General features: G+C 42.8%; 18 protein-coding genes and 1 pseudogene. 12 read left to right on the forward strand and 7 right to left on the reverse strand.

The window, feature by feature from the left end:
- Genes R2Q26_RS01755 through def form a run of 3 tightly spaced genes read left to right on the forward strand, consistent with a single transcriptional unit; the run spans position 1 to position 1,835 of the window.
- Positions 1 to 552 (forward strand): hypoxanthine-guanine phosphoribosyltransferase, encoded by a 552-nt coding sequence (locus R2Q26_RS01755; protein ID WP_317534688.1) that lies wholly within the window; start codon positions 1 to 3, stop codon positions 550 to 552.
- Positions 553 to 565: 13 nt separating this feature from the next.
- Positions 566 to 1,312 carry an S-methyl-5'-thioinosine phosphorylase gene (locus R2Q26_RS01760; RefSeq protein ID WP_317534737.1) on the forward strand — a complete coding sequence of 249 codons (747 nt, stop codon included), beginning with the start codon at positions 566 to 568 and terminating at the stop codon, positions 1,310 to 1,312.
- A complete protein-coding gene (gene def, locus R2Q26_RS01765) occupies positions 1,302 to 1,835 on the forward strand; it encodes a peptide deformylase (protein ID WP_317534689.1) in 534 nt (177 codons plus the stop codon). The genes R2Q26_RS01760 and def overlap by 11 nt, the downstream gene beginning before the upstream one ends.
- A 13-nt stretch (positions 1,836 to 1,848) precedes the next feature.
- On the opposite strand, the gene hemJ is transcribed toward def, so the two are convergent.
- The 3 genes from hemJ to R2Q26_RS01780 all read right to left on the reverse strand — a co-directional run bounded on the left by hemJ (position 1,849) and on the right by R2Q26_RS01780 (position 3,869).
- Positions 1,849 to 2,262 carry a protoporphyrinogen oxidase HemJ gene (gene hemJ, locus R2Q26_RS01770; protein ID WP_317534690.1) on the reverse strand — a complete coding sequence of 138 codons (414 nt, stop codon included), beginning with the start codon at positions 2,260 to 2,262 and terminating at the stop codon, positions 1,849 to 1,851.
- A 157-nt stretch (positions 2,263 to 2,419) separates the two neighbouring features.
- Positions 2,420 to 3,160, reverse strand: coding sequence for an arginine N-succinyltransferase (locus R2Q26_RS01775; protein WP_317534691.1), 741 nt, complete (start codon positions 3,158 to 3,160; stop codon positions 2,420 to 2,422).
- Positions 3,144 to 3,869, reverse strand: coding sequence for a glycosyltransferase (locus R2Q26_RS01780; RefSeq protein WP_317534692.1), 726 nt, complete (start codon positions 3,867 to 3,869; stop codon positions 3,144 to 3,146). Before R2Q26_RS01780 ends, R2Q26_RS01775 begins: the two co-directional genes overlap by 17 nt.
- 90 nt (positions 3,870 to 3,959) lie before the next feature.
- On the opposite strand from R2Q26_RS01780, the gene R2Q26_RS01785 reads away from it, so the two are divergent.
- A complete protein-coding gene (locus R2Q26_RS01785) occupies positions 3,960 to 4,409 on the forward strand; it encodes an NUDIX hydrolase (RefSeq protein WP_317534693.1) in 450 nt (149 codons plus the stop codon).
- 4 nt (positions 4,410 to 4,413) lie between these two features.
- Positions 4,414 to 5,499: a tRNA 2-thiouridine(34) synthase MnmA gene (mnmA, locus tag R2Q26_RS01790; protein WP_317534694.1), complete on the forward strand. Its 1,086-nt coding sequence runs from the start codon at positions 4,414 to 4,416 to the stop codon at positions 5,497 to 5,499.
- Between the two features lie 39 nt (positions 5,500 to 5,538).
- On the opposite strand, the gene R2Q26_RS01795 is transcribed toward mnmA, so the two are convergent.
- On the reverse strand, positions 5,539 to 6,156 hold the full coding sequence (locus R2Q26_RS01795; protein WP_317534695.1) for a glutathione S-transferase: 618 nt from the start codon (positions 6,154 to 6,156) through the stop codon (positions 5,539 to 5,541).
- A gap of 107 nt (positions 6,157 to 6,263) precedes the next feature.
- Here R2Q26_RS01795 and purB point away from each other — a divergent pair, with 107 nt between their 5' ends.
- From purB to R2Q26_RS01820, 5 genes are all read left to right on the forward strand, one after another.
- Complete coding sequence (gene purB, locus R2Q26_RS01800; RefSeq protein WP_317534696.1) at positions 6,264 to 7,640, forward strand: adenylosuccinate lyase; 1,377 nt, start codon at positions 6,264 to 6,266, stop codon at positions 7,638 to 7,640.
- 198 nt (positions 7,641 to 7,838) lie between these two features.
- Entirely contained in the window at positions 7,839 to 8,426 is a 588-nt protein-coding gene (gene grpE, locus R2Q26_RS01805) for a nucleotide exchange factor GrpE (protein WP_090570868.1), read from the forward strand.
- 74 nt (positions 8,427 to 8,500) lie between these two features.
- Positions 8,501 to 10,426, forward strand: a complete 1,926-nt coding sequence (gene dnaK, locus R2Q26_RS01810; protein ID WP_317534697.1) for a molecular chaperone DnaK — start codon at positions 8,501 to 8,503, stop codon at positions 10,424 to 10,426.
- 202 nt (positions 10,427 to 10,628) lie between these two features.
- Positions 10,629 to 11,744 (forward strand): molecular chaperone DnaJ, encoded by a 1,116-nt coding sequence (gene dnaJ / locus R2Q26_RS01815; RefSeq protein ID WP_317534698.1) that lies wholly within the window; start codon positions 10,629 to 10,631, stop codon positions 11,742 to 11,744.
- Between the two features lie 419 nt (positions 11,745 to 12,163).
- Complete coding sequence (locus R2Q26_RS01820; protein WP_317534699.1) at positions 12,164 to 13,465, forward strand: porin; 1,302 nt, start codon at positions 12,164 to 12,166, stop codon at positions 13,463 to 13,465.
- Positions 13,466 to 13,567: 102 nt separating this feature from the next.
- Here R2Q26_RS01820 and R2Q26_RS01825 read toward each other — a convergent pair whose 3' ends face one another.
- A complete protein-coding gene (locus tag R2Q26_RS01825) occupies positions 13,568 to 14,011 on the reverse strand; it encodes a hypothetical protein (RefSeq protein ID WP_317534700.1) in 444 nt (147 codons plus the stop codon).
- A gap of 681 nt (positions 14,012 to 14,692) precedes the next feature.
- Here R2Q26_RS01825 and R2Q26_RS01830 point away from each other — a divergent pair.
- Positions 14,693 to 15,760: pseudogene (locus R2Q26_RS01830) on the forward strand (IS110 family transposase).
- 122 nt (positions 15,761 to 15,882) lie between these two features.
- Here the strand turns inward: R2Q26_RS01830 and R2Q26_RS01835 are convergent.
- Entirely contained in the window at positions 15,883 to 17,076 is a 1,194-nt protein-coding gene (locus R2Q26_RS01835; RefSeq protein ID WP_317534701.1) for a lipase family protein, read from the reverse strand.
- A gap of 311 nt (positions 17,077 to 17,387) precedes the next feature.
- The gene (locus tag R2Q26_RS01840) at positions 17,388 to 19,559 is read right to left on the reverse strand and encodes a hypothetical protein (RefSeq protein WP_317534702.1); all 2,172 of its coding nucleotides are present in this window, start codon (positions 19,557 to 19,559) and stop codon (positions 17,388 to 17,390) included.
- 678 nt (positions 19,560 to 20,237) lie between these two features.
- Here R2Q26_RS01840 and R2Q26_RS01845 point away from each other — a divergent pair.
- On the forward strand, positions 20,238 to 22,280 hold the full coding sequence (locus tag R2Q26_RS01845) for a di-heme-cytochrome C peroxidase (RefSeq protein WP_317534703.1): 2,043 nt from the start codon (positions 20,238 to 20,240) through the stop codon (positions 22,278 to 22,280).
- Positions 22,281 to 22,316: the final 36 nt, after the last annotated feature.

The raw sequence follows: 22,316 nt of genomic DNA on the forward strand, positions 1-22,316 counted from the left end.
ATGACCGACCTAACCGATAAAGAAGCAGAACAGCTTCTAAAGAATGCAGAATTGATCGCATCTGCTCATATGTTGACGGAAACGGTTGAACGGATGGCTAAAGAGATAACGACGGTATTAGCAGGGCAATATCCATTGGTTCTTTGTGTGATGAGCAGCGCCGTGGTTTTTACTGGGCAGCTATTGCCGTTACTTAATTTTCCCCTGGATTTCGATTATTTACATCCGACTCGCTATAATCACACGCTCCAAGGTGGAGTTATTGAATGGAAAGTATCACCTCCGGATAACTTGAAGGGAAGAGCAGTGCTTGTCTTAGATGATATTCTTGACGAAGGATTCACGCTTGCGACGATCCGTCAGCGCGTTATGGAGGGTGGTGCAAAAGCTTTTTATAGTGCCGTGCTCGCAGATAAAGTTATCGGTAAAACGAAGCCTATCTGTGCTGATTTTATAGGTATGTCATTACCAGACCGGTATGTATTTGGTTATGGTATGGATATAAAGGGTTTATGGCGGAATTTACCTGCAATCTTCGCTATTAAGGAATAAAGTGGAAAAAAGTATACTTGCAATTATTGGTGGTAGCGGAATGACCAAGCTTGCTTGCCTGGAAATATCACATCGCCAGATTGTGAGAACACCTTATGGTGAGCCATCTGGTCCATTAACATTTGGCAAAATAGATAATCAAGAAATTGTATTCCTGGCACGGCATGGTCATGGCCATACTATTCCACCGCATGCGGTGAATTACCAGGCCAATCTTTGGGCGTTGAGTTTATTTAAACCAAAAAGTGTTATCGCGGTCGTATCAGTAGGAGGCATACGCGCAGATTTGACCCCCGGTAGAGTTGTTGTTCCGGATCAAATCATTGATTATACCTTTGGTCGGAAATGCACTTATTTTGATAAAACTGACAGGCCGATTACTTATACTGATTTTACCCATCCTTTTTGTCTGGAAACCCGCCACCATCTTCTGTTAGCAGCGGAACGGGCTAACGAGAAGATTATCGATGGGGGTGTTTATGCAGTGACTCAAGGACCGCGGCTTGAAACAGTGGCAGAAGTGAATCGATTGGAGCGGGATGGGGCAGATATGATAGGCATGACAGGTATGCCCGAGGCGGTGCTTGCTAAGGAATTAGGATTACCTTATGCAGCGATTGCGGCTGTGGCGAATCATGCAGCGGGACGTGGTACAAGCGTACGCGTAATTCCGCTAGAAGAGGTTTACGCTGTTTTGGATAAAGCCATGGTAAGTGTGCGAAATATATTGGAACATTTGGTAAAAATAAATGACGATTAGAACTGTTTTAAAAATGGGTGATTCACGCCTGCTGCAAGAAGCGAAGAAAGTGAGTAAATTCAACACGCCTGAACTTGATGCGCTCATTCAGGATATGATGGATACAATGGCAGCACTCAATGGTGCAGGATTGGCTGCTCCGCAAATTGGTGTCGACCAACAAGTAGTTATATTTGGTGTGGACTATAATCCACGCTACCCGAAGGCAGAGGCGGTCCCTTTCACTATTTTGATTAACCCTGTTGTGACGCCGTTATCCAAAAAAATGGAAGAAGACTGGGAAGGATGTTTAAGTGTTCCCGGTATGCGCGGTATGGTACCGCGCTATAGTCGGATTCGTTATGAGGGGGTCGATCAATTTGGCAATGCAATTGACCGGAGTGTAGATGACTTTCATGCGCGTGTAGTTCAACATGAATGTGATCATCTACATGGGATACTTTATCCGATGCGGATCACTGATTTCCGCACATTTGGTTTTACCGATGTGCTGTTCCCCGGGCAAGAAGTCTTGGATGACTAGATCGCTTCTGAGATCACCAAGGTTTGACCACGACGAGGATGACTACTGCAAATAGGATGACAACGGGAATTTCGTTGAACCAGCGATAATAAATGTGACCGTGTTGATTGCGATCATGCTTGAAATCGATTAATAACTTGCCACAGTATACATGGTAGGCGATTAACAGGACGACCAGAGCTAATTTAGCGTGTAGCCAGGCTCCAGAAAAACCATAGCCGAGCCATAACCAACTCCCAAATATCAACGTCAATAGTGCTCCGGGTGTCATGATACCGTAGTAAAGCTTACGCTCCATCACTTTAAAGCGATCAATTCCCGCTTGATCAGCGCACATAGTATGATAAACAAATAACCGGGGTAAATAAAACAAGCCGGCAAACCAGGTAACCATAAAAATGATGTGTAATGATTTAATCCAGAGCATAGTGGGTAACCCTTAAATTTTTCGAAAAGAAATAAGTAGCGTTCAAGAACATAAAGACAAATTTCCGATACTGCCAATTAGCACATTCAAAAGTAAAGTAATAATAAATCACTAATGGAATATTGAGGTTGCCGCAAGTTTATTGCAAGAAAGCAGACTATTCTTTGAGCTTGATATTGATTTGACCTTCTGTCACATGAATGTCCTCGATCCCTTCCGAAAAGGATTGCCAAAATCCTGGATCGACACCAAATTCACTGACCAGATCGATGTTTTTTATTCCACCGAGCCAGGCATTAGGAATAGGGACACCCATGATGCTGACACCTTTGAGGATAATGACAGGTTTGTCATGCTGATAGGTTATGCCGATGCCGGCATTGAAACGGAGTGTTTTGCCACCAAGTACCGGAAAATCCTCTTCAAGTGGAATGAGTAGTTTTGCACTGACGAGGTCATTAGTAAGATCAATAGCCAGCTTCTGTGCAAGATCGGTATTTTTAGCGAGTAACGCGTTCAACTCGCGTTCAGTGAAACTGATTGCACGTGGAGCATTTTCTTCGGAGTAGGGTTCGGGTTTTAGGAATCCGCTTTCGTCGATCTCACCGTTTTTCTTTTGATTCGTAATATTCGTAGTCTGTGATGATAATCCAACTTCATAACCGATAGCATGCAGTTTAGCTTCAAGGGTTTTTTCTTCTTCGGTATTCAGTACCACTGGTGTAAACGCTGTAGCGAAAATATAAGTTTTAAGTACCCAGTAGGTGCCAGCGATGGTGATGACGATCGTGAGTAGAACAATCAGCAGTACCTGGCTCCAGTGCATATGAGCAGTTTTTCTATCCGTATTTTCAGTAGAATTCATATTAGTGATTAAGGTGCTAGCGTCGTCCGTCATACCACATTGATAACCATTTTTTGTCATGCAGCGATCGGTGGGGATGAAGGATGAGACGCAGAAGCTGTTCAAAAACTTCTCGCCTGCTATAGAGTTTAATTTTTCTTGCAGATGTTTCAAGTGGATGGGCTGTTAAAATTGTGAATTTGAGATGATGGGCTTGACTCCATTTCTTGAGTTTCTGGCTGAATTCAATTTCCTCTGCTGCATAGAGTTCCAGATTGAAACCACCTATTTCATGAAATGCCTTGCTGTTACATACCATCAATGCACCCGCCGCCCAGCCGAATAAAACAGACAGCATTGTCCATAGCTTTAATATTGCATTTGCCCACCAAGGTTGTCCTGGCATCAGCAGGGTGCTGCCAGCGCCGACATGTTTGCCTTCCTTGATCAGTTGAAAGATGTCGGTTAATAACCCTTCATTCAGCAGGCAATCCGCATCCAGAAATATCAGCCAGTCTCCGTTGGCAGCGGCAGCTCCAGCAGTACGTGCACGTGCAATATGGTTGATTGGTTCAAAAATGACGCGTGCCCTGGCCTGTTTTGCCAGCCTGGCTGTATTATCGGTAGAATTGTTATCGACCACGATAATTTCGTGAGTAAAACCAAAATTATGGTTGGCGGCAAGCGCTTCAGTAACAGACTGTAAACACTGACCAATCAAGCGTTCTTCGTTGAAAGCTGGAATAATGATTGAAATATGCATAAAAAATATACTCTCATCAATGTATTGCTAGCATGATGATAGCAAGTTTTATCGATACGCTTCTTTATTAAATTAATCCATACAACAATCATGATTTGGAAACCTAATGTTACGGTTGCCGCCGTTATTGAGCAAAATGGCAAATATCTATTGGTAGAGGAAGATCAACAGGAACAGGGAGTGCAACTCAATCAGCCTGCTGGGCATTTGGAAGCTGGTGAATCCATTATCCAGGCAAGTATCCGGGAAGTACTGGAAGAAACGGCTTATACTTTTATTCCGCAATGGCTGATTGGTATCTATAACTGGCATTCTTGCGCTGCTGATACGACTTTTTTGCGTTTCGCGCTGTCTGGTATAGTGACCGACTTTGATCCGAATCGACCGCTGGATAGTGGCATTTTGCGCGCTGCCTGGTTTGATCTGAATGAGATTCGTGAACGAAGAAGTTGCCATCGCAGTCCGCTCGTCATGCAATGTATTGAGGATTATTTGGCTGGCAAACGCTATCCTCTAGAAATTCTTATACATTACGATTGAAAATATGAAAAAACAGCGTGTCATAGTTGGGATGTCCGGTGGAGTGGATTCCTCTGTTGCTGCCTTATTATTAAAAGAGCAAGGCTACGAGGTCATTGGTTTGTTTATGAAGAACTGGGAAGATGATGATACCGATGAATATTGTTCTTCCCGTCAGGATTTCCTTGATGCGGTATCGGTAGCGGATATCATTGATATTCCGCTGGAAGTGATCAATTTCTCGGCTGAGTATAAAGAACGCGTATTCAGTTTGTTTCTTGCAGAATATAAGGTTGGGCGAACGCCCAATCCGGATATATTGTGCAATGCTGAAATCAAATTCAAGGCGTTTCTCGATCATGCTATTACCCTCGGTGCAGATTTTATTGCCACTGGCCACTATGCGCAGGTACGTAAAATTCATGGCTCGTATCAGTTGTTGAAAGGTGAGGATGGCAACAAGGATCAGAGCTATTTTCTCTATCGTTTAAACCAGGCACAACTGGCCAAAGCACTATTTCCTATCGGGCATCTTTACAAGCGCGAGGTGCGTCAAATCGCACGTGCGCACAAATTACCAAATTTTTCCAAGAAGGATAGTACCGGTATTTGTTTTATCGGCGAGCGCCCTTTCCGTGAATTTCTCAACCGGTATTTACCGCATGAACCAGGTGAAATCCAGACACCAGAAGGAAAAGTAGTGGGTAAGCATATCGGTCTAATGTATTACACCATTGGTCAACGGCAGGGGTTAGGTATTGGTGGGATTAAGGATGGCAATGAAAAGCCGTGGTTTGTTGCAGGTAAGGATAGGGCAAGAAATGTACTGATCGTGGTGCAGGGACATGATCATCCAGCATTGCTTCGTTCTACCTTATGGGCGACCGATCTGTCTTGGATCAGTGGCAAGACGCCTCATTGCAATTGGGTGTATGCAGCTAAAACCCGGTATCGGCAGATTGATGCACCTTGTGCCATTACGCGCCTTGATCAAGGGAGTTGTCAAATTGACTTTGCACAGACACAGTGGGCAGTGACACCCGGGCAATCAGTTGTGGTGTATGAAAGTAAGGTGTGTCTGGGAGGGGGAGTGATTGCTGGCGGCGAATAATCTGCGTCCACCTAGAATCTGCCGAAGCATTCACGCGGCTTAATCTTGGGGTGCCGTATTGATAAAAGATTCACGTTGTTCCAGTTTGTCAATCAGCCTGGCAAGATTGGGATAAGATTTGCGCCATTCAATTTGTGGAAAACGAAAGGTCAGGTAGCCGATCGCACAGCCCAGTGCGATATCGGCTAACGTCATGGCTTCTCCTTCACACCAGTCATTGCTGCCCAATTCCATTGCGGCAGCTGCCAAACCCAGATCAATTTTCTTTTGCTGGCGGCTTATCCATTCATGACTTTGCTGGATATCAGGACATTTAAGTTCTAGGAAAATGGATGCTACTGCATCACAAATACCGTCTGCCAGTGCTTCCCAACGCTTTACTCTCCACCGATAAGAGCCAGGTTCTGGAATAAGGCGAAAAGTGGACGCGGTATTCTCCAGATAATCCAAATATTCTGCGATCACACGTGAATCAAACAATGTTTTCCCATCATCCATGATCAGAACAGGTACTTTGCCCAGCGGATTAAGATAGGCAACGTGTGTGTTGGTATTCCAGGGAATATCTATATCAAAATCATGGCTGATGTGTTTTTCGGCCAGAATGATGCGAATTTTACGTACATAGGGGCAGGTCAACGAGCCAATCAGTTTCATGGTGTTATCCTTTAGTAATGCTTTAATTACTGATTATACGTATCTGCGTCATTTATGGGTATAACGGCCTATGTTAAAATACCTGCTAAAACAAGGACACAGAAAAAATGAGTTTTTCCCCTATTTACGCGCTTTCTCCGCTGGATGGTCGTTACCACAGTAAGGTGGCAGATTTGCGACCTTATTTTAGTGAGTTCGCATTGATTCATTATCGGGTGCGAGTAGAAATTGAATGGCTCAAGGCATTAAGTAATGAACCAATCATCTCAGAGGTGCCTGTCTTTTCTACTGCTACGATCGTACAGTTGGATAATCTGGTAGAGAATTTTTCCATTGCTGATGCAGAAGCGGTTAAAGCGATTGAAATGCGTACCAACCATGATGTCAAAGCAGTTGAGTATTGGTTGAAAGAGTCTTTGGCAGAAAATGCCGAAATCAGCCAAGTAGCTGAATTTATTCATTTCGCTTGCACTTCAGAGGATATCAATAATCTCTCTTATGGCATGATGCTTCAAGTCAGCCGAAATCGGGTAATGTTGCCGATGCTCAAAAAGATTATCGGCAGCCTTACGCAATTGGCACATCAGTTGACGGATGTTTCCATGCTTGCACGTACGCATGGCCAGCCTGCTACACCTACGACGATGGGTAAGGAAATTGCCAATGTGGTGTATCGTTTGCAGCGTGGCTATGAGCAACTTGCGAACGTATCCATTTTAGGCAAAATCAATGGTGCAGTAGGTAATTACAACGCGCACACAATAGCCTACCCCATGCTTGACTGGGAAAAATTTTCCCGCGCTTTTGTGGAGAAATTAGGTCTGGTTTTCAATCCTTATACCACGCAGATTGAACCACATGACTTCATTGCTGAGTTATTTGATACTTATGCACGTATTAACACGGTATTGCTCGATATGGATCGCGATATCTGGGGATATATTTCACTGGGTTATTTCAGGCAAAAAATTAAAGATGGAGAAGTGGGGTCATCTACTATGCCGCACAAGGTTAACCCAATCGACTTTGAGAACTCGGAGGGTAATTTGGGGATGGCCAATGCATTATTCCGACATCTGAGCGACAAACTTCCCATATCCCGCTGGCAGCGCGATTTGAGCGATTCTACCGTGTTACGTAATATGGGCGTAGCACTTGGGTACACCTTGTTAGCTTATGATTCCTGTATTAAAGGATTGAGTAAGCTAGAAATCAATTCCACACGATTGCAGCAAGATTTGCAAGATTCCTGGGAAGTGCTGGCTGAGCCTATTCAAACAGTCATGCGCCGTTATGGGATAGCTAATCCTTATGAGCAGCTTAAGGCACTGACGCGCGGAAAAGCCGGTATTACTCAAGAAACCTTGCACCAGTTCATTGGCAGCCTTGATATTCCAGCGGTTGACAAGAAACGTTTATTGGAATTAACCCCACAAAATTACACAGGATTAGCGTCTTTTTTGGCTGCGAGAATTGGTAGCTAGCGAGTGCTATTTTAGCATCGATATCAGTACCTTAGAAATAGTGTTTTATTAGATTTTCTCGTGGTTAAGTTATTTTTTGATATTTAAATTGGTTAAATGGATTGAAATTGGAATAACTGCCTCAATTTATTAAAATAGAGCTGCCCTAATTTATTGGAATAACTGCCCCAATTTAACTATCCAAAACAAGAGGTAAGTATGCAAGAATCAAACAAATCGCAAACAGATGAACAAGAGTTGATATCGGTAAGTGGTGAAACAAATGAAGCTGAGGCTTCCAAAGAGAGAAGTACCAAAGAGACCGAGTCACAAGTAGAGATGATGCCCAGTCTTGAGGAGTTATTGAAAGAGGCCGAGTTAAGAGCAGCTGAACATCATGATGCTTGGTTGCGCGCCAAAGCAGAAGCCGAGAATATCCGTAAGCGTGCTCAGTCAGATATTACCAATGCACATAAATACGCTATTGAAAAATTTTCGAATGAATTACTGGCAGTGATGGATAGTCTGGAAGCTGCGCTGGCGGCTGAGAATACGACTCTGGAAAATTTTAAAAATGGCGTGGAATTGACACAGAAGCAGTTGGCTGCTGTTTTCGAGAAATTTAATATTAAATCCATCAATCCAAATAGCGAGAAATTTGATCCCCATCAGCATCAAGCAATGTGTATGGTGGAATCAGATCTTCCCCCGAATACGGTAACACAAGTATTGCAGAAGGGTTATATGCTGCATGATCGGGTAATTCGTCCGGCGATGGTAGCCGTCTCGAAAGCTAAAGATACTTGAAATTTCAGTAGAAATCTCCACTTCCGGATATTAGATAAGTTCTTCGTTTTAACCTATTAAAGGATCGAGCAAGTATGTCAAAAATAATCGGTATCGACTTGGGTACCACTAACTCGTGCGTAGCTGTAATGGAGGGTGGTAAGCCCAAGGTCATTGAAAATTCGGAAGGTGCACGAACAACGCCTTCTGTTGTAGCTTATGCGGATGATAATGAAATCCTGGTAGGCGCTGCTGCTAAACGACAAGCTGTGACCAATCCTAAGAATACCCTGTTTGCCATAAAACGGCTTATCGGCCGCCGCTTTGACGAAGAAATGGTACAGAAAGACATTAAGATGGTGCCTTATAGTATTGTCCGCGCGGATAATAATGATGCCTGGGTCGAAGTGCGTGGAAGAAAGATTGCGCCACCTGAAATTTCAGCGCAAATACTGATGAAAATGAAAAAAACTGCTGAAGATTATCTGGGAGAACCAGTAACGGAGGCTGTGATTACAGTGCCTGCCTACTTTAATGATTCGCAGCGTCAGGCTACCAAAGATGCAGGCCGGATTGCCGGATTGGAAGTTAAACGCATTATCAACGAGCCGACTGCTGCAGCTTTGGCTTTTGGAATGGATAAGAAAGAAGGCGATCGTAAGATCGCTGTATACGATTTAGGTGGCGGTACCTTCGATATTTCCATTATCGAGATTGCAGAAGTAGAAGGTGAACATCAATTTGAAGTACTCGCTACCAATGGGGATACATTCCTGGGAGGTGAGGATTTTGACTCGCGGGTGATTGAATATCTGGTCAATGAATTTAAGAAAGAAACCGGTATCGATCTGAAAAAAGACATCCTTGCGCTGCAACGTTTGAAAGATGCGGCAGAGAAAGCCAAAATTGAGTTGTCCTCTAGTCAGCAGACAGAAGTCAATCTGCCTTACATTACGGCGGATGCTTCGGGACCGAAACATCTCGCCATAAAGATTACCCGTGCCAAATTGGAAAGCCTGGTTGAAGATTTGATTGAACGGACAGCCGAACCATGCCGTATAGCAGTCAAGGATGCTGGCTTACCCTTTTCCGAGATCGATGATGTCATTCTGGTGGGCGGACAAACTCGCATGCCTAAGGTGCAGGAGAAAGTTAAAGAGATTTTTGGTAAAGAGCCGCGGAAGGATGTCAACCCTGATGAAGCTGTTGCAATCGGTGCGGGTATACAAGGCGGTGTCTTGCAAGGGGAGGTCAAGGATGTATTGTTGCTGGATGTGACGCCTTTGTCGTTGGGTATTGAAACCCTGGGTGGTGTCATGACCAAACTGATCCAGAAGAATACCACTATCCCGACCAAAGCAGCGCAGGTATTTTCAACAGCAGACGATAGCCAGACTGCAGTGACGATTCATGTGCTGCAAGGTGAACGGGAAATGGCATCCGGCAACAAAAGTTTGGGTCAATTTAACTTGACGGATATTCCATCTGCCCCACGTGGTATGCCACAAATCGAAGTGACTTTCGATATTGATGCAAATGGTATTTTGCATGTGTCAGCTAAAGACAAGGCGACCGGTAAGGAAAACAAAATCAAGATACAGGCGAGTTCTGGTTTGTCGGAAGAAGAAATTAAACGTATGGTCAAGGACGCTGAAACGCATGTTGAAGAAGACAAGAAAGCGTTGGAGCTTGTCAATAGCCGTAATCAATGTGATGCCATGATTCATTCAGTCAGAAAATCGCTGACAGAGTATGGTGATAAACTGGCGGCGGATGAAAAATCAAAAATTGAAGCTGCACTGAAAGAAGCGGAAGAAGCGCTTAAATCGAATGATAAAGATATTATTGATAAAAAGACCCAAGCGCTGACCGAAGCTTCTCAAAAACTGGCAGAAAAGATTTATTCCCAGGCACAATCAACACAATCGACGGCTGAATCAGCCTCTGCTAAGAAAGAAGAGAAGACAGTAGAAGGTGAAGTGGTTGATGCTGAATTTGAAGAAGTGAAAGACAAGAAATAGTTTTTCCAGTTTATTGTATTGGTGCCAGGACGCAGAGATGCAAGGGTAAAAAAGGATTCCTTGCTTACTCTGCGTTTTGGTGTTTATCGAAATATTATTAACTTTTAAAATCAGAATTAAATCGGGATTCCAATATATCTAGCAAAATATTTGGCAAATAAATTTTGCTGCTTTGATTATATTCTGACAGTCGGAAACTTTTATGAGTAAACGCGATTACTATGACGTTCTCGGTGTCGGCAGAGATGCTGATGAAAGTGAGATAAAAAAAGCTTATCGTAAGCTGGCTATGAAATATCACCCAGACCGAAATGCAGGTGATGCCAAAGCTGAAGAGCATTTTAAAGAAGCTAAAGAAGCCTATGAGATACTGTCTGATTCCAGTAAACGAGCGGCATATGACCAGTATGGTCATGCAGGTGTAGATGCCAGTGCGGCAGGAGCGGGAGCACATGGATTTGGTGATGTATTCAGTGATATTTTCACTGATATCTTTGGTATGCGTGGTGGTGGACGATCTCATATTCAGCGTGGCGCCGATTTACGCTATAACCTGGAGATTACCTTGGAGCAAGCTGCTCGTGGTGCCGAAACCAAAATTCGCATTCCTACTATGGTAGCTTGCGATACTTGTCACGGTGATGGTGCCAAGCCTGGGACTTCACCTAAAACCTGTACGACGTGTGATGGGCATGGTCAGGTGAGAATGCAACAAGGCTTTTTCTCCATTCAGCAAACATGCCCCAAATGTCATGGCAGTGGCAAAATGATTACTACGCCATGTTCATCGTGTCATGGTGTGGGTCGAGTCAAGCAGCATAAAACACTGAGTATTAAGATCCCAGAAGGTGTTGATGAAGGTGATCGCATTCGCATATCTGGCGAGGGTGAAGCAGGGATTAATGGTGGCCCGCCAGGAGATTTGTATGTTGTCATTCATTTATCAAGCCACCCTGTGTTCCAGCGTGATGGTAATGATTTACACTGTGAAATACCCATCAGTTTTACTGCAGCAGCATTGGGTGGGGAAATTGAGGTGCCAACACTGGACGGTCATGCAAAGATCAAGATTTCTCCAGAAACGCAAACTGGCAAGATTTTTCGCATGCGAGGTAAGGGAATAAAAGGTGTCCGTAGCCATGCTGCAGGTGATCTCCTATGTCATGTCGTAGTGGAAACACCTGTTAATCTAACATCACGTCAGAAAGAGTTATTACATGAACTCGAGGATATTAGCCAGAAAGATGATTCCCGTCATAGCCCACGGGCAAAATCATGGATGAAAAAAGCGCGTGAATTTTTTTCAGAAAAAAACTAAATATGGTATTGGATTGATTATTTATGTTTTGTTCAACTTGGTGCATCAAGAGACAGTAGGTCGTAGGTGAGAGATCTGTTATCAGCACAAATAGGGTAGAGGATTGCTCTGGTGGATTCTGGTTTATTGAGAGATAATTTAAAATTTAATAAGTAATTTGAATACCTCACGAAAGAAAGTGAAACAGATCATGCCAGGAAAAAATGCAATGTGGATGTTTCTTTAAATGACTGACTACAGTTAATAACTGCTTCCATAATTCCTGCCTTAATGAGTTGCTCCACTTGCAGTATTATGGTGAGCAACTCTCAATTATTATAAGTGACATAGCTTTTTATCCTTGATTTTGCAGAGTAGTTGCTAAGTTGGAATATATGCTGAAATACCCAAAATGGCTGTTAATGGTCCTAACAGTCAGTATGCTGTTTATCGTTTTGCCCTATGATATCCTTCAAGCTAATAATCTAATAAACTTTCTTAGGGGTAGCAGAATAGAATTTGGTGGCTGGATTGATGCGGGTGCAACTTTTAATCCCAGACAGAGAGATGGATTCAATGGTCCTGTCATTTTTAATGATCAAGCCAATAAGTTTCAGCTCAATCAACTAAATGTGTTTATGCGGCGCCCTGTGGTATCAACGGGAGATGCATGGGATTTTGGTGGTCGCTTCGACTTCATGTTTGGTACAGACGCTATTTTCACACAGGCTTTTGGTGTACCAACTTTTGATGTTAATACTGGGGAGCCATTAAAGAGAAGTAATTGGGATCTGGATTTATGCTGTTCTTCGACACGTACCTACGGTATCGCACTTCCACAAACTTACTTAGAGGTTTACGCACCCATTGGAAATGGACTCAATGTCAAGTTAGGTCACTTCTATACCCCAACAGGTTTTGAGACAGTTCCGGCGCCTGACAACTTTTTTTATTCACGCGCTTATACCTTGAATGTCGGTGAGCCTTTTACCCATACAGGTTTACTGGCAAACTATAATCTCAGTGAGAATTGGTCAATCATGGGGGGCGCGATTACTGGCAGTGCTATGGGTGGTTGGGACGGCGGGTGGGATAAAGAATTGGGTAACTGGGGTGGAATTGCTGGTTTCACTTGGACCAGCGATAATCGCAATACCATCCTCCATCTCTCCGGTACTTATAGCGAAACTTCTACACGAAGCAGCGAACCTTGGGGATTTTATAACATTGTTTTCCAGCACAGGATTACGCCTAGAACCCTGCTGGTGCTCCATCATGTGTATGGTCATGCCGGTGGGGTTTTGTTGAATAATCTGAAATTCACCAATGTTGTTAAAGATGCAGAATGGTATAGCTTTATCACACATCTGTATTATGACTTAACGAGTGATTTGTCAGTGGGTGTTCGAGGGGAATGGTATCGTGACGTAGATGGTTTTCGTAATCCTTCCCCTGTCAGGATCGCAGCTGCCACCAATGTTGTTGATGGAAGAGCCCTCAGTTTTGCAGGCGATATCAACAGGGTAACGATTACGCCTGCTGATTATTATGCAGTTACTGTTGGGATGAACTGGAAGGTGGCTAAGACGCTGAAACTTAAATGGGAGGCATTAAAAAGACTTAATATCCGCCCCAACATACGCTATGATAGGGTTGAAGCTTATAAGGCAGCTACTTACAGACCTTTTAACGGCCATAAGGATCAAATTCTATTTTCACTTGATTTTTTACTGCCTTTTTGACAACGGCTTCCTTTACGAATAAGGATATACTCCAAATTCCCTTCTTGGAAGGTAGTTATACAAAATTGTAGAAATTATAAGGCGAGCAATGGCGCAGCTTGTTCAATTTCTATAGTGGTTTTTTAAAGTCTTTTTAGAGATTATTGAATCAGAATTGTCGTCTGCGTCAGTATAATCGAGTCCTTTTTGTTCTTTTGCCATTTTGCGATGAATGGCAGCTTCTTTTGAATTCTTTTCTAATGATTGCTCATAATAGCGAATATTGGCCGTCGCATGAGATTTGAGATCTAGACCTTTTCTACCATAATAATAACTGTGATCTTCATACTCCTGAAGCCGTTTCTTTTGCTCTTGTAATTTCGTTTGCATCTCTTTAGCTATATTTTCGTGATATTTTGCTAAAGCATCATGATTTTTGTGATCTATGGCAAGTCGGTTAGCATTATGGATTTCGTTATTTTGAACACTTCCCATAGGATTCATTTGTGCACAGGCAGACAAAAACACGAGTATCAGTCCAGGCAACAAAAAGGATCTTACCTTCATAATGATACCTCCACTAGATAACTTAAATTTCACTCCTTTCACCTTCAAAGATTGTTGTTTAGTTATTTTGCTGAGAATAGCCATATTATAAATATGGTCAATACGTTCTCTCTAGGAAACATATTAATAGCTAATTTGTCAGCTATACATGGTGTACTACTCTGTCTCCTAGAATCAAACATAATTAAGATTACTCTAATAAGATTATTATTTTTAATACATTAGCGCTGCTAATTTGATTTGATCTTGGTTAAATTAATTTCTTGATGATAATAATATCCACTAAATGCATAAAAAATAAGTAACAACAGATGAACTGTATTGTTGATAATATAGATACAATGAGGTGATATTAGACTTATGTTAAATTAAATGTGTGGCAGAATTATGACGATAAGAATATATATACCAGATTTCAATATAAGTAATTATCAGAGTTCTGGCGACGTAAGGGTTGCCTAGTTTCCTGATCCCCACTCTGACCGACCATCGTTAGTGTCATTCCTCGGATCTGTCGGTTACTTAGCAACTTCTGGCGATGAGGTTTCATCTCGCCTTTGCCTGTGACCCAAGAAGGGCCTGATCGCTTATCTCTTTACTGTCTTGTCCTGTCCTGGCAATCGGTTTCGGTGAATCCCTATCATTAACATTATTTGAAAATAGGGGGACTGAGAATGAGTAATCAATCATCATCCAATCATCATTGGGGGAGTCGATACACACAAAAACCTTCATTTTGCAGCTGTAGTCGATGCATATGAGTGAGTGCTTGCCAGCAGTTCTTTCCCAACAACGCGACAAGGTTATAAATCAATGTTGAATTGGATACAATCCTTTGGTGAAGTCAAACGTAATTGGTGTAGGGTGTACTGGGACTTATGGTGTAGGTCTGCTAAGGTATCTACAACAATTTGATATCGAAATTTTAGAAGTCACCTCGCTTGATAAAGCAGACGGCGCAAGCGCGGCAAAGACAACGCAATCGATGTGGAGAATGCAGCTCATGCAGCATTCGCGGGGATACGCACCGTGACACCTAAAACTCGTGACGGCATGGTGGAATCGTTACGGGTTCTCAAGGTAGCAGGAAGGCCGCTATTGCAGCTCGTCGCATCGCACTGCAAATGATCCAAATGAATATTATTCTTTGCACCCGAGTCGATTTGTGATTACCTACGCACAATGACTCGCACGCAATTAATCCGTACTCTTGCCGCCTGGAGAGCAGATCTGGGTGGATATCGTGATATTTCCACTGCATACAAAATTGCATTGAAATCGCTTGCACGTAGATATTTGGAGTTACATGATGAGATTGCGGATTTGGATGTGATGATCTCAGCCATTGTTGATGAGCTTGCTCCTGAGCTGATTTCAGGCAAAGCCATTGGATATGAATCTGCTGTCCAACTATTGATTGCCGCTGGAGACAATCCAGAACGATTGAAGTCTGAGGCTGGCTTTGCAGCACTGTACGATGTAAATCCAATTCCAGCCTCATCAGGCAAGATCAATAGACACAGACTGAATCGTGGAGGTGATAGAGCAGCAAACAGTGCGTTGCATATTATTGCTATAGGGCGACTAAGAACAGACGCTAAAACAAAAGAGTACGTTGAGAAACGTGTAACACAAGGCAACACGAAACTTGAGGCACTTCGATGTCTTAAACGTTATATCGCAAGAGAGATATATTACATTTTGAAAAAGCGGAATAATTTTATCAATAGCACACATATTGCCGCTTGATATTTAGAAGGATATCAGTATGAGCCTGAAGGGGGTACGTCTTTTTAACGGGAAATAATGGAAATACTGTGTGCGAGAGAATTATTTCACGGCCTGGGTTTGGACACAGATACATCTTGGCATCATAACTGCTGATTGATCAATTTCCGATAGGTGGTCGCGTGATGCTGAAGCAATAAATCAGGTTTATCCGATGAAGCGGGTGGATAAAGATTACCACCGCCACTTATCCCAAATACGGGAATCAGAGTACCACTCAATGTATAATTCAACGAATTTACTGCCTGCTCCGGGATCTTAGCAATGCCATCGAAATAAGAAGTATCAATATTTTTAGCTTGTTCTAAGCTATAAAGCTTGTCGACTTTATTGGCAATGTGCTCTGCGAATAAATTACGAGCCCAGAAAACAGCTTTCCCTGCTTTAGCCAATCCGTCGATCAATACACCGCTGGCGCCACGACCATGTCCTTGATTCTCACTTACTGCGTCGGCAATTGATTCCGCTATTGTTTGTTGATTGATCGGCAGTTGTGGCACAGCATCCAGATTGTTGTTTATTACAAACGCAGTTCCATGGTGTCCGGCGATGCGTGCGAAATCAAGCGCAAGCTGATAATTCCCAGGTTTGGGTTGTGCAAATACATAAGATTTTAAAGTAAGGCGTTTGTCTTTTAATTGATAACGATCAGTCGGATCTGTAATTGCGTAGTGCAGGTAGGCATGCACTAAAGTGCCAATAGCTGCACCTTGACTGTGCCCTGTTATAAATAACTTTGCACCCGGCGGTATTAAGCCTGAACGCAGCAAGTTAACAATACCTCGCTCATTGTCAAACAGTATCGAAAAGGCTGCATAAGCAAATCCTAAATGCACTTCCGCGCGGGGTGTAGTTGCAAATGTGATTGGCAAATTTCGGTTTTTAGGAAATTCAATACCGGAATCAGCAGGAATGGTCGTTGCCAGCACGTCATTAAGAATGCTGCGAGCTTGACCAACAGTACCGCGAATTGCCAGGGCATACTCATCACCTGCACTTTTTTGCAAAGCTATCCATGCGTTATTGAAGGGGCCAAAACCATTCTTTGTGGGATCATCCTTTTTACCCGCCCGGCTATCCTTAATAATTTTCCATTGACCAAGGTCGGGCTTAAATTCACTGTTATCAGGATGAGCATTTCTATCATCCTGATTATTAAGCTCGATACAGAATTCCAGCAATTGCTTAGCTTCATTTGTTTTGAAACCTATGGTATCAACACGATGAGTGCGTTCATCGCGTAATTGCTCTTTTACGACATCTTTTTCATTTATCATAGTTGCACATCCTAATAGTAATGAGGGAGGCATAAAAAAAAGATTTTACTGGTCCTGATATGATGAGCTTAATAATGCTATTTCTCATAGTCAGTTTTATCCTGATAAATCTTTGATAGATATTGCATTTATTTACCAAATAACTTCAATCAAGTTTTATATCTTCAAACAGCCACCTTAGTAGAAACCGCATATTGGGGCGATTTGCTACTTCTCAGATCGACCTCACATCAGCCAGATTAATACTTGTTGCTAATCTTTACGTAAGTTTTAGCAAACTGGAGTACCTGCAACTTCCGAATAACTACAGGTTATTTGCGGCTCCAAACTTTTTCTAGTTCCGCTACTGAACTGCTTTGGTCTTGATTAAGTATTTCCCATGCGTTACGTATGGCATCTTTTTGTTTTTTCGTAAGTGTCCAGGATAAGGGCGGAGTATAAGCTTTCTTTTCGTCTTTCAATGCAGCAGTGTATTGATCGATATTCTCATATCCTGTTTGGGTAGGTATTTCGAAGAATGGAATGTTTTTTGGAAAAGAGATTTTGAAATCGAATATGTCAATATCTTTCGCAGTCCACTTTGTTTTCAGATCGTTGACAATGTCCTCGTTCCGCTGCGCTTGTGTGGAATTACGCGCAGCTAAAACAGTCAGTAAGGGTCCAAAGAGACTCATAAGGAAGCCGACATTCTTTCGGGATGCTGTTTGTAGCGGTTCTTCATCCGGGAATGCGCGGATTTCGACGAGAAGTACACGCTCTATTTCCAATTCAACACGTTTAGGAAGCACTTGTTCATTCAACCAATCAACAGCAGAGACGATCCCGAAGTTATCGAAGAACCCACCATCAGCGACATGAAAAACTGGTGTTGCCTTTGACTGACTATCGCCTTCCTCGCTATTGCGTGTTATCGGAGTGACATAAGGAAAAGTCGCTGAAAGCAAAGCTGCCGTGCTGGCATCCATATCGTGCTGAGGATAAAGGCGATTGAATTCCAGACCCTCTAAAGGCTCTGTTGCGAAGGTCATCGGACTAATCAGATAATGCCGTCCGTCTTCCACAATCGTGGCATTGAAGACTGGTACCGGCAATTTTCCCTGCTTGATAGGATCAACCCAATCGCGTAAGGTCGCATTAGGGCTCTTCATGAAGGATTTCCAATCAGTCTCGATCGCCGCCCCTCGATCGCGGGGTTGGGTGTGCAGAAATGGTAAACCAGAAAAACGCCAAAGATCGGGATACACTAAACCCCAACCAGTAGCGCCTAAGCTATCTTCAGTAGAAGCATTGAAGATTGCATTGAGTTCAGAATCCTCGGGCGCACCCTCATTGCCGAAGCGGTCAAGGAAATGAAGCGTACCTACTGAGCCTCCTGAAACTGAGCTTATCAAGCCTATGGCTTGGGTAAAATCTTTACCCAACCGTTTTTGTAATCCAGTTAAGACCATGGAGGTCCAGCCTGCCGCCTGAATACCGCCGCCGCTTGCGCAGACAACGACCAAAGTACGCCTCCCTTGTTGGTGCGCGAGCCGTTCTTTTAATGCTCCAATAAAATCATCGGGTTTGGGCGGTTCTGTGGGTGTTGGGCGGATATCATAATAATGGTCGACTTTCCAAAGCTTGTAAGCGAGGGCAGATACAGCAAGGAAGGATAGCAAGACCGGTACGCGGTAGTAATCTAAGACGAACGTCAACAGACCGAATAGAAACGAAAATATTAGTAACAGGCCTAGCACATAAGATAGCGCAGGTAGTTGCCACCGATCCTTTTTGATTTTCGGACGATAGAGTAATAAACCAATCAGATAGAGGATAGTGCTGACAGCGAGAAAAGCACTAGCAGTTACAAGTCCTGGTGTCAGTTGGTCATCTTTCACAAGGCCCGCGCGTGCCTCACTTGGCAATATCGATATGATCATTAACAACATATCAGAAACCCAACTCACGGTTTCACCAGTACGCGCCCAGTATATGGCGCCCATGAGTAGCAGCGAAAGAATGGAACCGATGACTACACCAATTTTACGATCGGTATTTGACATTTCCTTGGATGCAGGACCCGATGACCAATAGGCAGCCCAAGCGGTAGGAAATGCCAGTATCAGCGCAAATAGGTAAGGCGTTAACGCATCATCCTGAAGGAGCGCCTCCAAGAGGGGGCAAGGGGAAACATTAAAACGCGCTGCCGCATTTGTACCAATGATACCGCCGATGATAACGATACCCAGGCCAGTCGCGACAGCCCCCGGGATCACCAGTGACATACGCCATTTGTTTTTAAGAACGAACAAATTGCCGAGCATCGACGGCAGGAGATAGATACAAATTATAGGCAGCATGAAGAGCAATGCGCCGCTTATTAACGGAACACGCAAATAAAAAAGATATTGCAGCGTTTCGCCACCCCAGCGTATCAGCGAGAGCAATATCACGAATAAGATGCCTAATGTTAAATAGGTACTTTTTTTTCTATCGATGTCCATGCTTGCTTTTTCCCTTCTGCGAGATGTTATGAGCGAAATGTTGCTTATAAATGCGAATTGCATGCTAGCGCTTTAATTACTTTAAGGCTCCAAAAGCTGCTCTAGTTATTGCACTACCACTATTATTACGAGCTAATTAAGTGTGTATATAAGTGGGTATAGAAGATATAGAAATTCCTTTTTTTAGAATCAAAGTTGTCAAAATTAATGATTACTTCTGATTGGTAATCTATATCACTTTAAAACATTTAAATTTTAATTAAATTTGATATTACTATGTCATCAAATTAGATGGATATTTAAATATATTTCGATGATATAGCTTCTAAAATAGTGAATATAATAATAGTATAAATTATGTATTATTAAACTAAGAAAAAAGGAATCATGAAATTAATTAATCTGAGAATAATATATAAAATATGCTATTAACATTATGATTATATTTTTTAATGTTATTTTTAATTTGTATGTTATTAATTACATTAATTAGATTTACTAAAGAAGCGTTTTTAACTAATTACTCTCCAAAATAAATCATAAAATCTACCCAATTGGGTTACGCTGCGGCATCAAAAAATCAAACCAACTGGCGATGAAAAGTTTTGAATGCCTTAAATGGGAAAACGATCCACCAATTCTGCTTAATTAAAAGAAAGACAACAGGAGAAAAAAGCTATGAGTCGAATCAGACACCTTATGCCTATGTTGATGTTCGGGGTGCTCGCGGGATGTAATGTAGAACTGCCTGATAACCCTGCGCAGCTTAAGAATTACTGGGCTGATCAGGGATGGAGCAGCGAAGAGCGGCAATGGTTTCATCATGCTGCGCAAGGAACTAACACATTTGGTTTACCTTACGAATGGTTTAAGGCATTGGAGCAGCCAGAGCTTTCTTTTTCTGAAGTTGGATTATTTTTCGACCAAAACTATCTTGCCAGAATGGGTTTCATTCCTAGCCCAACCTCGCTAGAAGACAAAGTGCAGGTTGTCAAATACGGCTATCAAGAAAGCTCTCAAGCTAAAAAATACTCTCAATATGCAGATAAATCTTATAACGAAGCAAATCTGCCGGTAGGCTTTGCGGTGGGCGAAGAGTGGTTAGATCCGACCTCAGGGCAGCATTGGCCCATTCCTGGAACCGGTAAAAATGCGCGCAGCCTTGGTCTAACCTGTGCTGCCTGTCATACTGGTCAACTGGAATATGGTGATTACCGAATTTTGATCGATGGCGGGCAAGGTATGATCAGTTTAGACAAAATCCGCGATGCTTTAGGGTTGTCTATGGCATATACCAAATACTTGCCCGGTCGCTTTGATCGTTTTGCCAAACGCGTACTGGGTGATGCCGATACTCCAGAAAACCGCAAAAAACTTGAAAAGATGTTCAGCGATTTCTTGGACGCTGCCAAGGAACAAAGTGATCTTGAAACTGAAATGATCAAGAAAGGTGCGGCGGAGGGTTTTACTCGCCTCGATGCTTTGAATAGGATCGGCAACGAAGTATTTTCCAGTCAAATGAAAATCAAATCAAATATGTCTCCAATAGATGGGCCAGTGAGCTTCCCATTCCTTTGGAACGCTCCTTGGTTTGATTGGGTGCAATATAACAGCTCGATCATGCAACCAATGGTTCGCAATGCAGGAGAAGCGATGGGGGTGAAAGGGATGGTCAACTTATCCAATCCAGAGAAAACGATCTTTTCCTCACACATTCCAATACAAATTTTGCATGAAATGGAAATATTATTGGCTGGTGAAAAGAATCCCCTAGAAGCAAATCAGTTTGGCGGTTTACGTTCACCAGAATGGAAAAATTTACCTTTGCCACCGTTGAATGAAACCTTGGTTGTCAAGGGGCGTGAACTATATATGGGCAATCCCGACAACGGGCAGAAACCCTTGTGCGCTGGCTGTCATTTGCCCCCTATCAATTCTGACGAAATTTTCACTGCTAAATATTGGCAAGAATTAGGCGAGGGTCATAATGAAAAATTCCTGGCGTTAAAGACTGTGCCTGTGAAAGAAATTGGCACAGATTGCAAAACGGCGTTTGGAATGGCTTATCGTACAGTAAGTACGCCAGAATTCATCCGCATTCCCAATAGTGGAACGGTAATTCCACCTTTCTCGGAAGAACAAACTCCCCATGATTGTCCTCAACCTAGTTCCTCAGGCAAGACTCCTGCGGACGGACATAAGATTACCAATTTTGGTATAGCTTTAGGCGATGTAGTTGAGGCAACTAAAAACAACTGGTACCAGGATAACAACAAAAGTAATGATGAACGATTTGTATTGGACGGTAACCGGCCCAATGGAATTCGCGCTGTGATTAATGATGTTCCTGTTTATAAGGCTCGACCTTTAAATGGTGTTTGGTCGACGGCTCCTTTTCTGCATAATGGTTCTATACCTAACCTCTATTTACTGCTATCTACTCAGGCAGAACGTGATGCAGAGGCCTCCAAGTTTTACTTAGGTAGTCGCGAGTTTGATGCCAAGTACGTAGGATTTAAATACAGAGCTGAAGGCGGTTCGCACTTGCCCGATGTTGAGCTGCTACTTAACACGAAAGGGTTGTTCTTGCTAAACACGAAGCTACCGGGTAATCGCAATACTGGTCATTTGTTTACTGACGATAAAGTTGCTGGACGTATAGGAGCAAAGTTAAGTGAAGAAGAGCGCTTTGCAATCATCGAGTTTTTGAAATCGCTTTAAGCATCTCTTTAAACATCTAACAACGAGTAAGCTAAA

Origin of the sequence: Nitrosomonas sp. Is37 (assembly GCF_033063275.1) — a bacterium.
Lineage (GTDB): Bacteria > Pseudomonadota > Gammaproteobacteria > Burkholderiales > Nitrosomonadaceae > Nitrosomonas.

What these genes read in the sequence shown, in the direction of transcription:
- R2Q26_RS01755 (WP_317534688.1), top strand. Translation starts at nt 1, where the DNA reads ATGACCGACCTAACCGATAAAGAAGCAGAACAGCTTCTAAAGAATGCA.
- def (WP_317534689.1), top strand. Translation starts at nt 1,302, where the DNA reads ATGACGATTAGAACTGTTTTAAAAATGGGTGATTCACGCCTGCTGCAA.
- hemJ (WP_317534690.1), bottom strand. Translation starts at nt 2,262, where the DNA reads ATGCTCTGGATTAAATCATTACACATCATTTTTATGGTTACCTGGTTT.
- R2Q26_RS01775 (WP_317534691.1), bottom strand. Translation starts at nt 3,160, where the DNA reads ATGACGGACGACGCTAGCACCTTAATCACTAATATGAATTCTACTGAA.
- R2Q26_RS01780 (WP_317534692.1), bottom strand. Translation starts at nt 3,869, where the DNA reads ATGCATATTTCAATCATTATTCCAGCTTTCAACGAAGAACGCTTGATT.
- R2Q26_RS01785 (WP_317534693.1), top strand. Translation starts at nt 3,960, where the DNA reads ATGATTTGGAAACCTAATGTTACGGTTGCCGCCGTTATTGAGCAAAAT.
- mnmA (WP_317534694.1), top strand. Translation starts at nt 4,414, where the DNA reads ATGAAAAAACAGCGTGTCATAGTTGGGATGTCCGGTGGAGTGGATTCC.
- R2Q26_RS01795 (WP_317534695.1), bottom strand. Translation starts at nt 6,156, where the DNA reads ATGAAACTGATTGGCTCGTTGACCTGCCCCTATGTACGTAAAATTCGC.
- purB (WP_317534696.1), top strand. Translation starts at nt 6,264, where the DNA reads ATGAGTTTTTCCCCTATTTACGCGCTTTCTCCGCTGGATGGTCGTTAC.
- grpE (WP_090570868.1), top strand. Translation starts at nt 7,839, where the DNA reads ATGCAAGAATCAAACAAATCGCAAACAGATGAACAAGAGTTGATATCG.
- dnaK (WP_317534697.1), top strand. Translation starts at nt 8,501, where the DNA reads ATGTCAAAAATAATCGGTATCGACTTGGGTACCACTAACTCGTGCGTA.
- dnaJ (WP_317534698.1), top strand. Translation starts at nt 10,629, where the DNA reads ATGAGTAAACGCGATTACTATGACGTTCTCGGTGTCGGCAGAGATGCT.
- R2Q26_RS01820 (WP_317534699.1), top strand. Translation starts at nt 12,164, where the DNA reads ATGCTGTTTATCGTTTTGCCCTATGATATCCTTCAAGCTAATAATCTA.
- R2Q26_RS01825 (WP_317534700.1), bottom strand. Translation starts at nt 14,011, where the DNA reads ATGAAGGTAAGATCCTTTTTGTTGCCTGGACTGATACTCGTGTTTTTG.
- R2Q26_RS01835 (WP_317534701.1), bottom strand. Translation starts at nt 17,076, where the DNA reads ATGATAAATGAAAAAGATGTCGTAAAAGAGCAATTACGCGATGAACGC.
- R2Q26_RS01840 (WP_317534702.1), bottom strand. Translation starts at nt 19,559, where the DNA reads ATGGACATCGATAGAAAAAAAAGTACCTATTTAACATTAGGCATCTTA.
- R2Q26_RS01845 (WP_317534703.1), top strand. Translation starts at nt 20,238, where the DNA reads ATGAGTCGAATCAGACACCTTATGCCTATGTTGATGTTCGGGGTGCTC.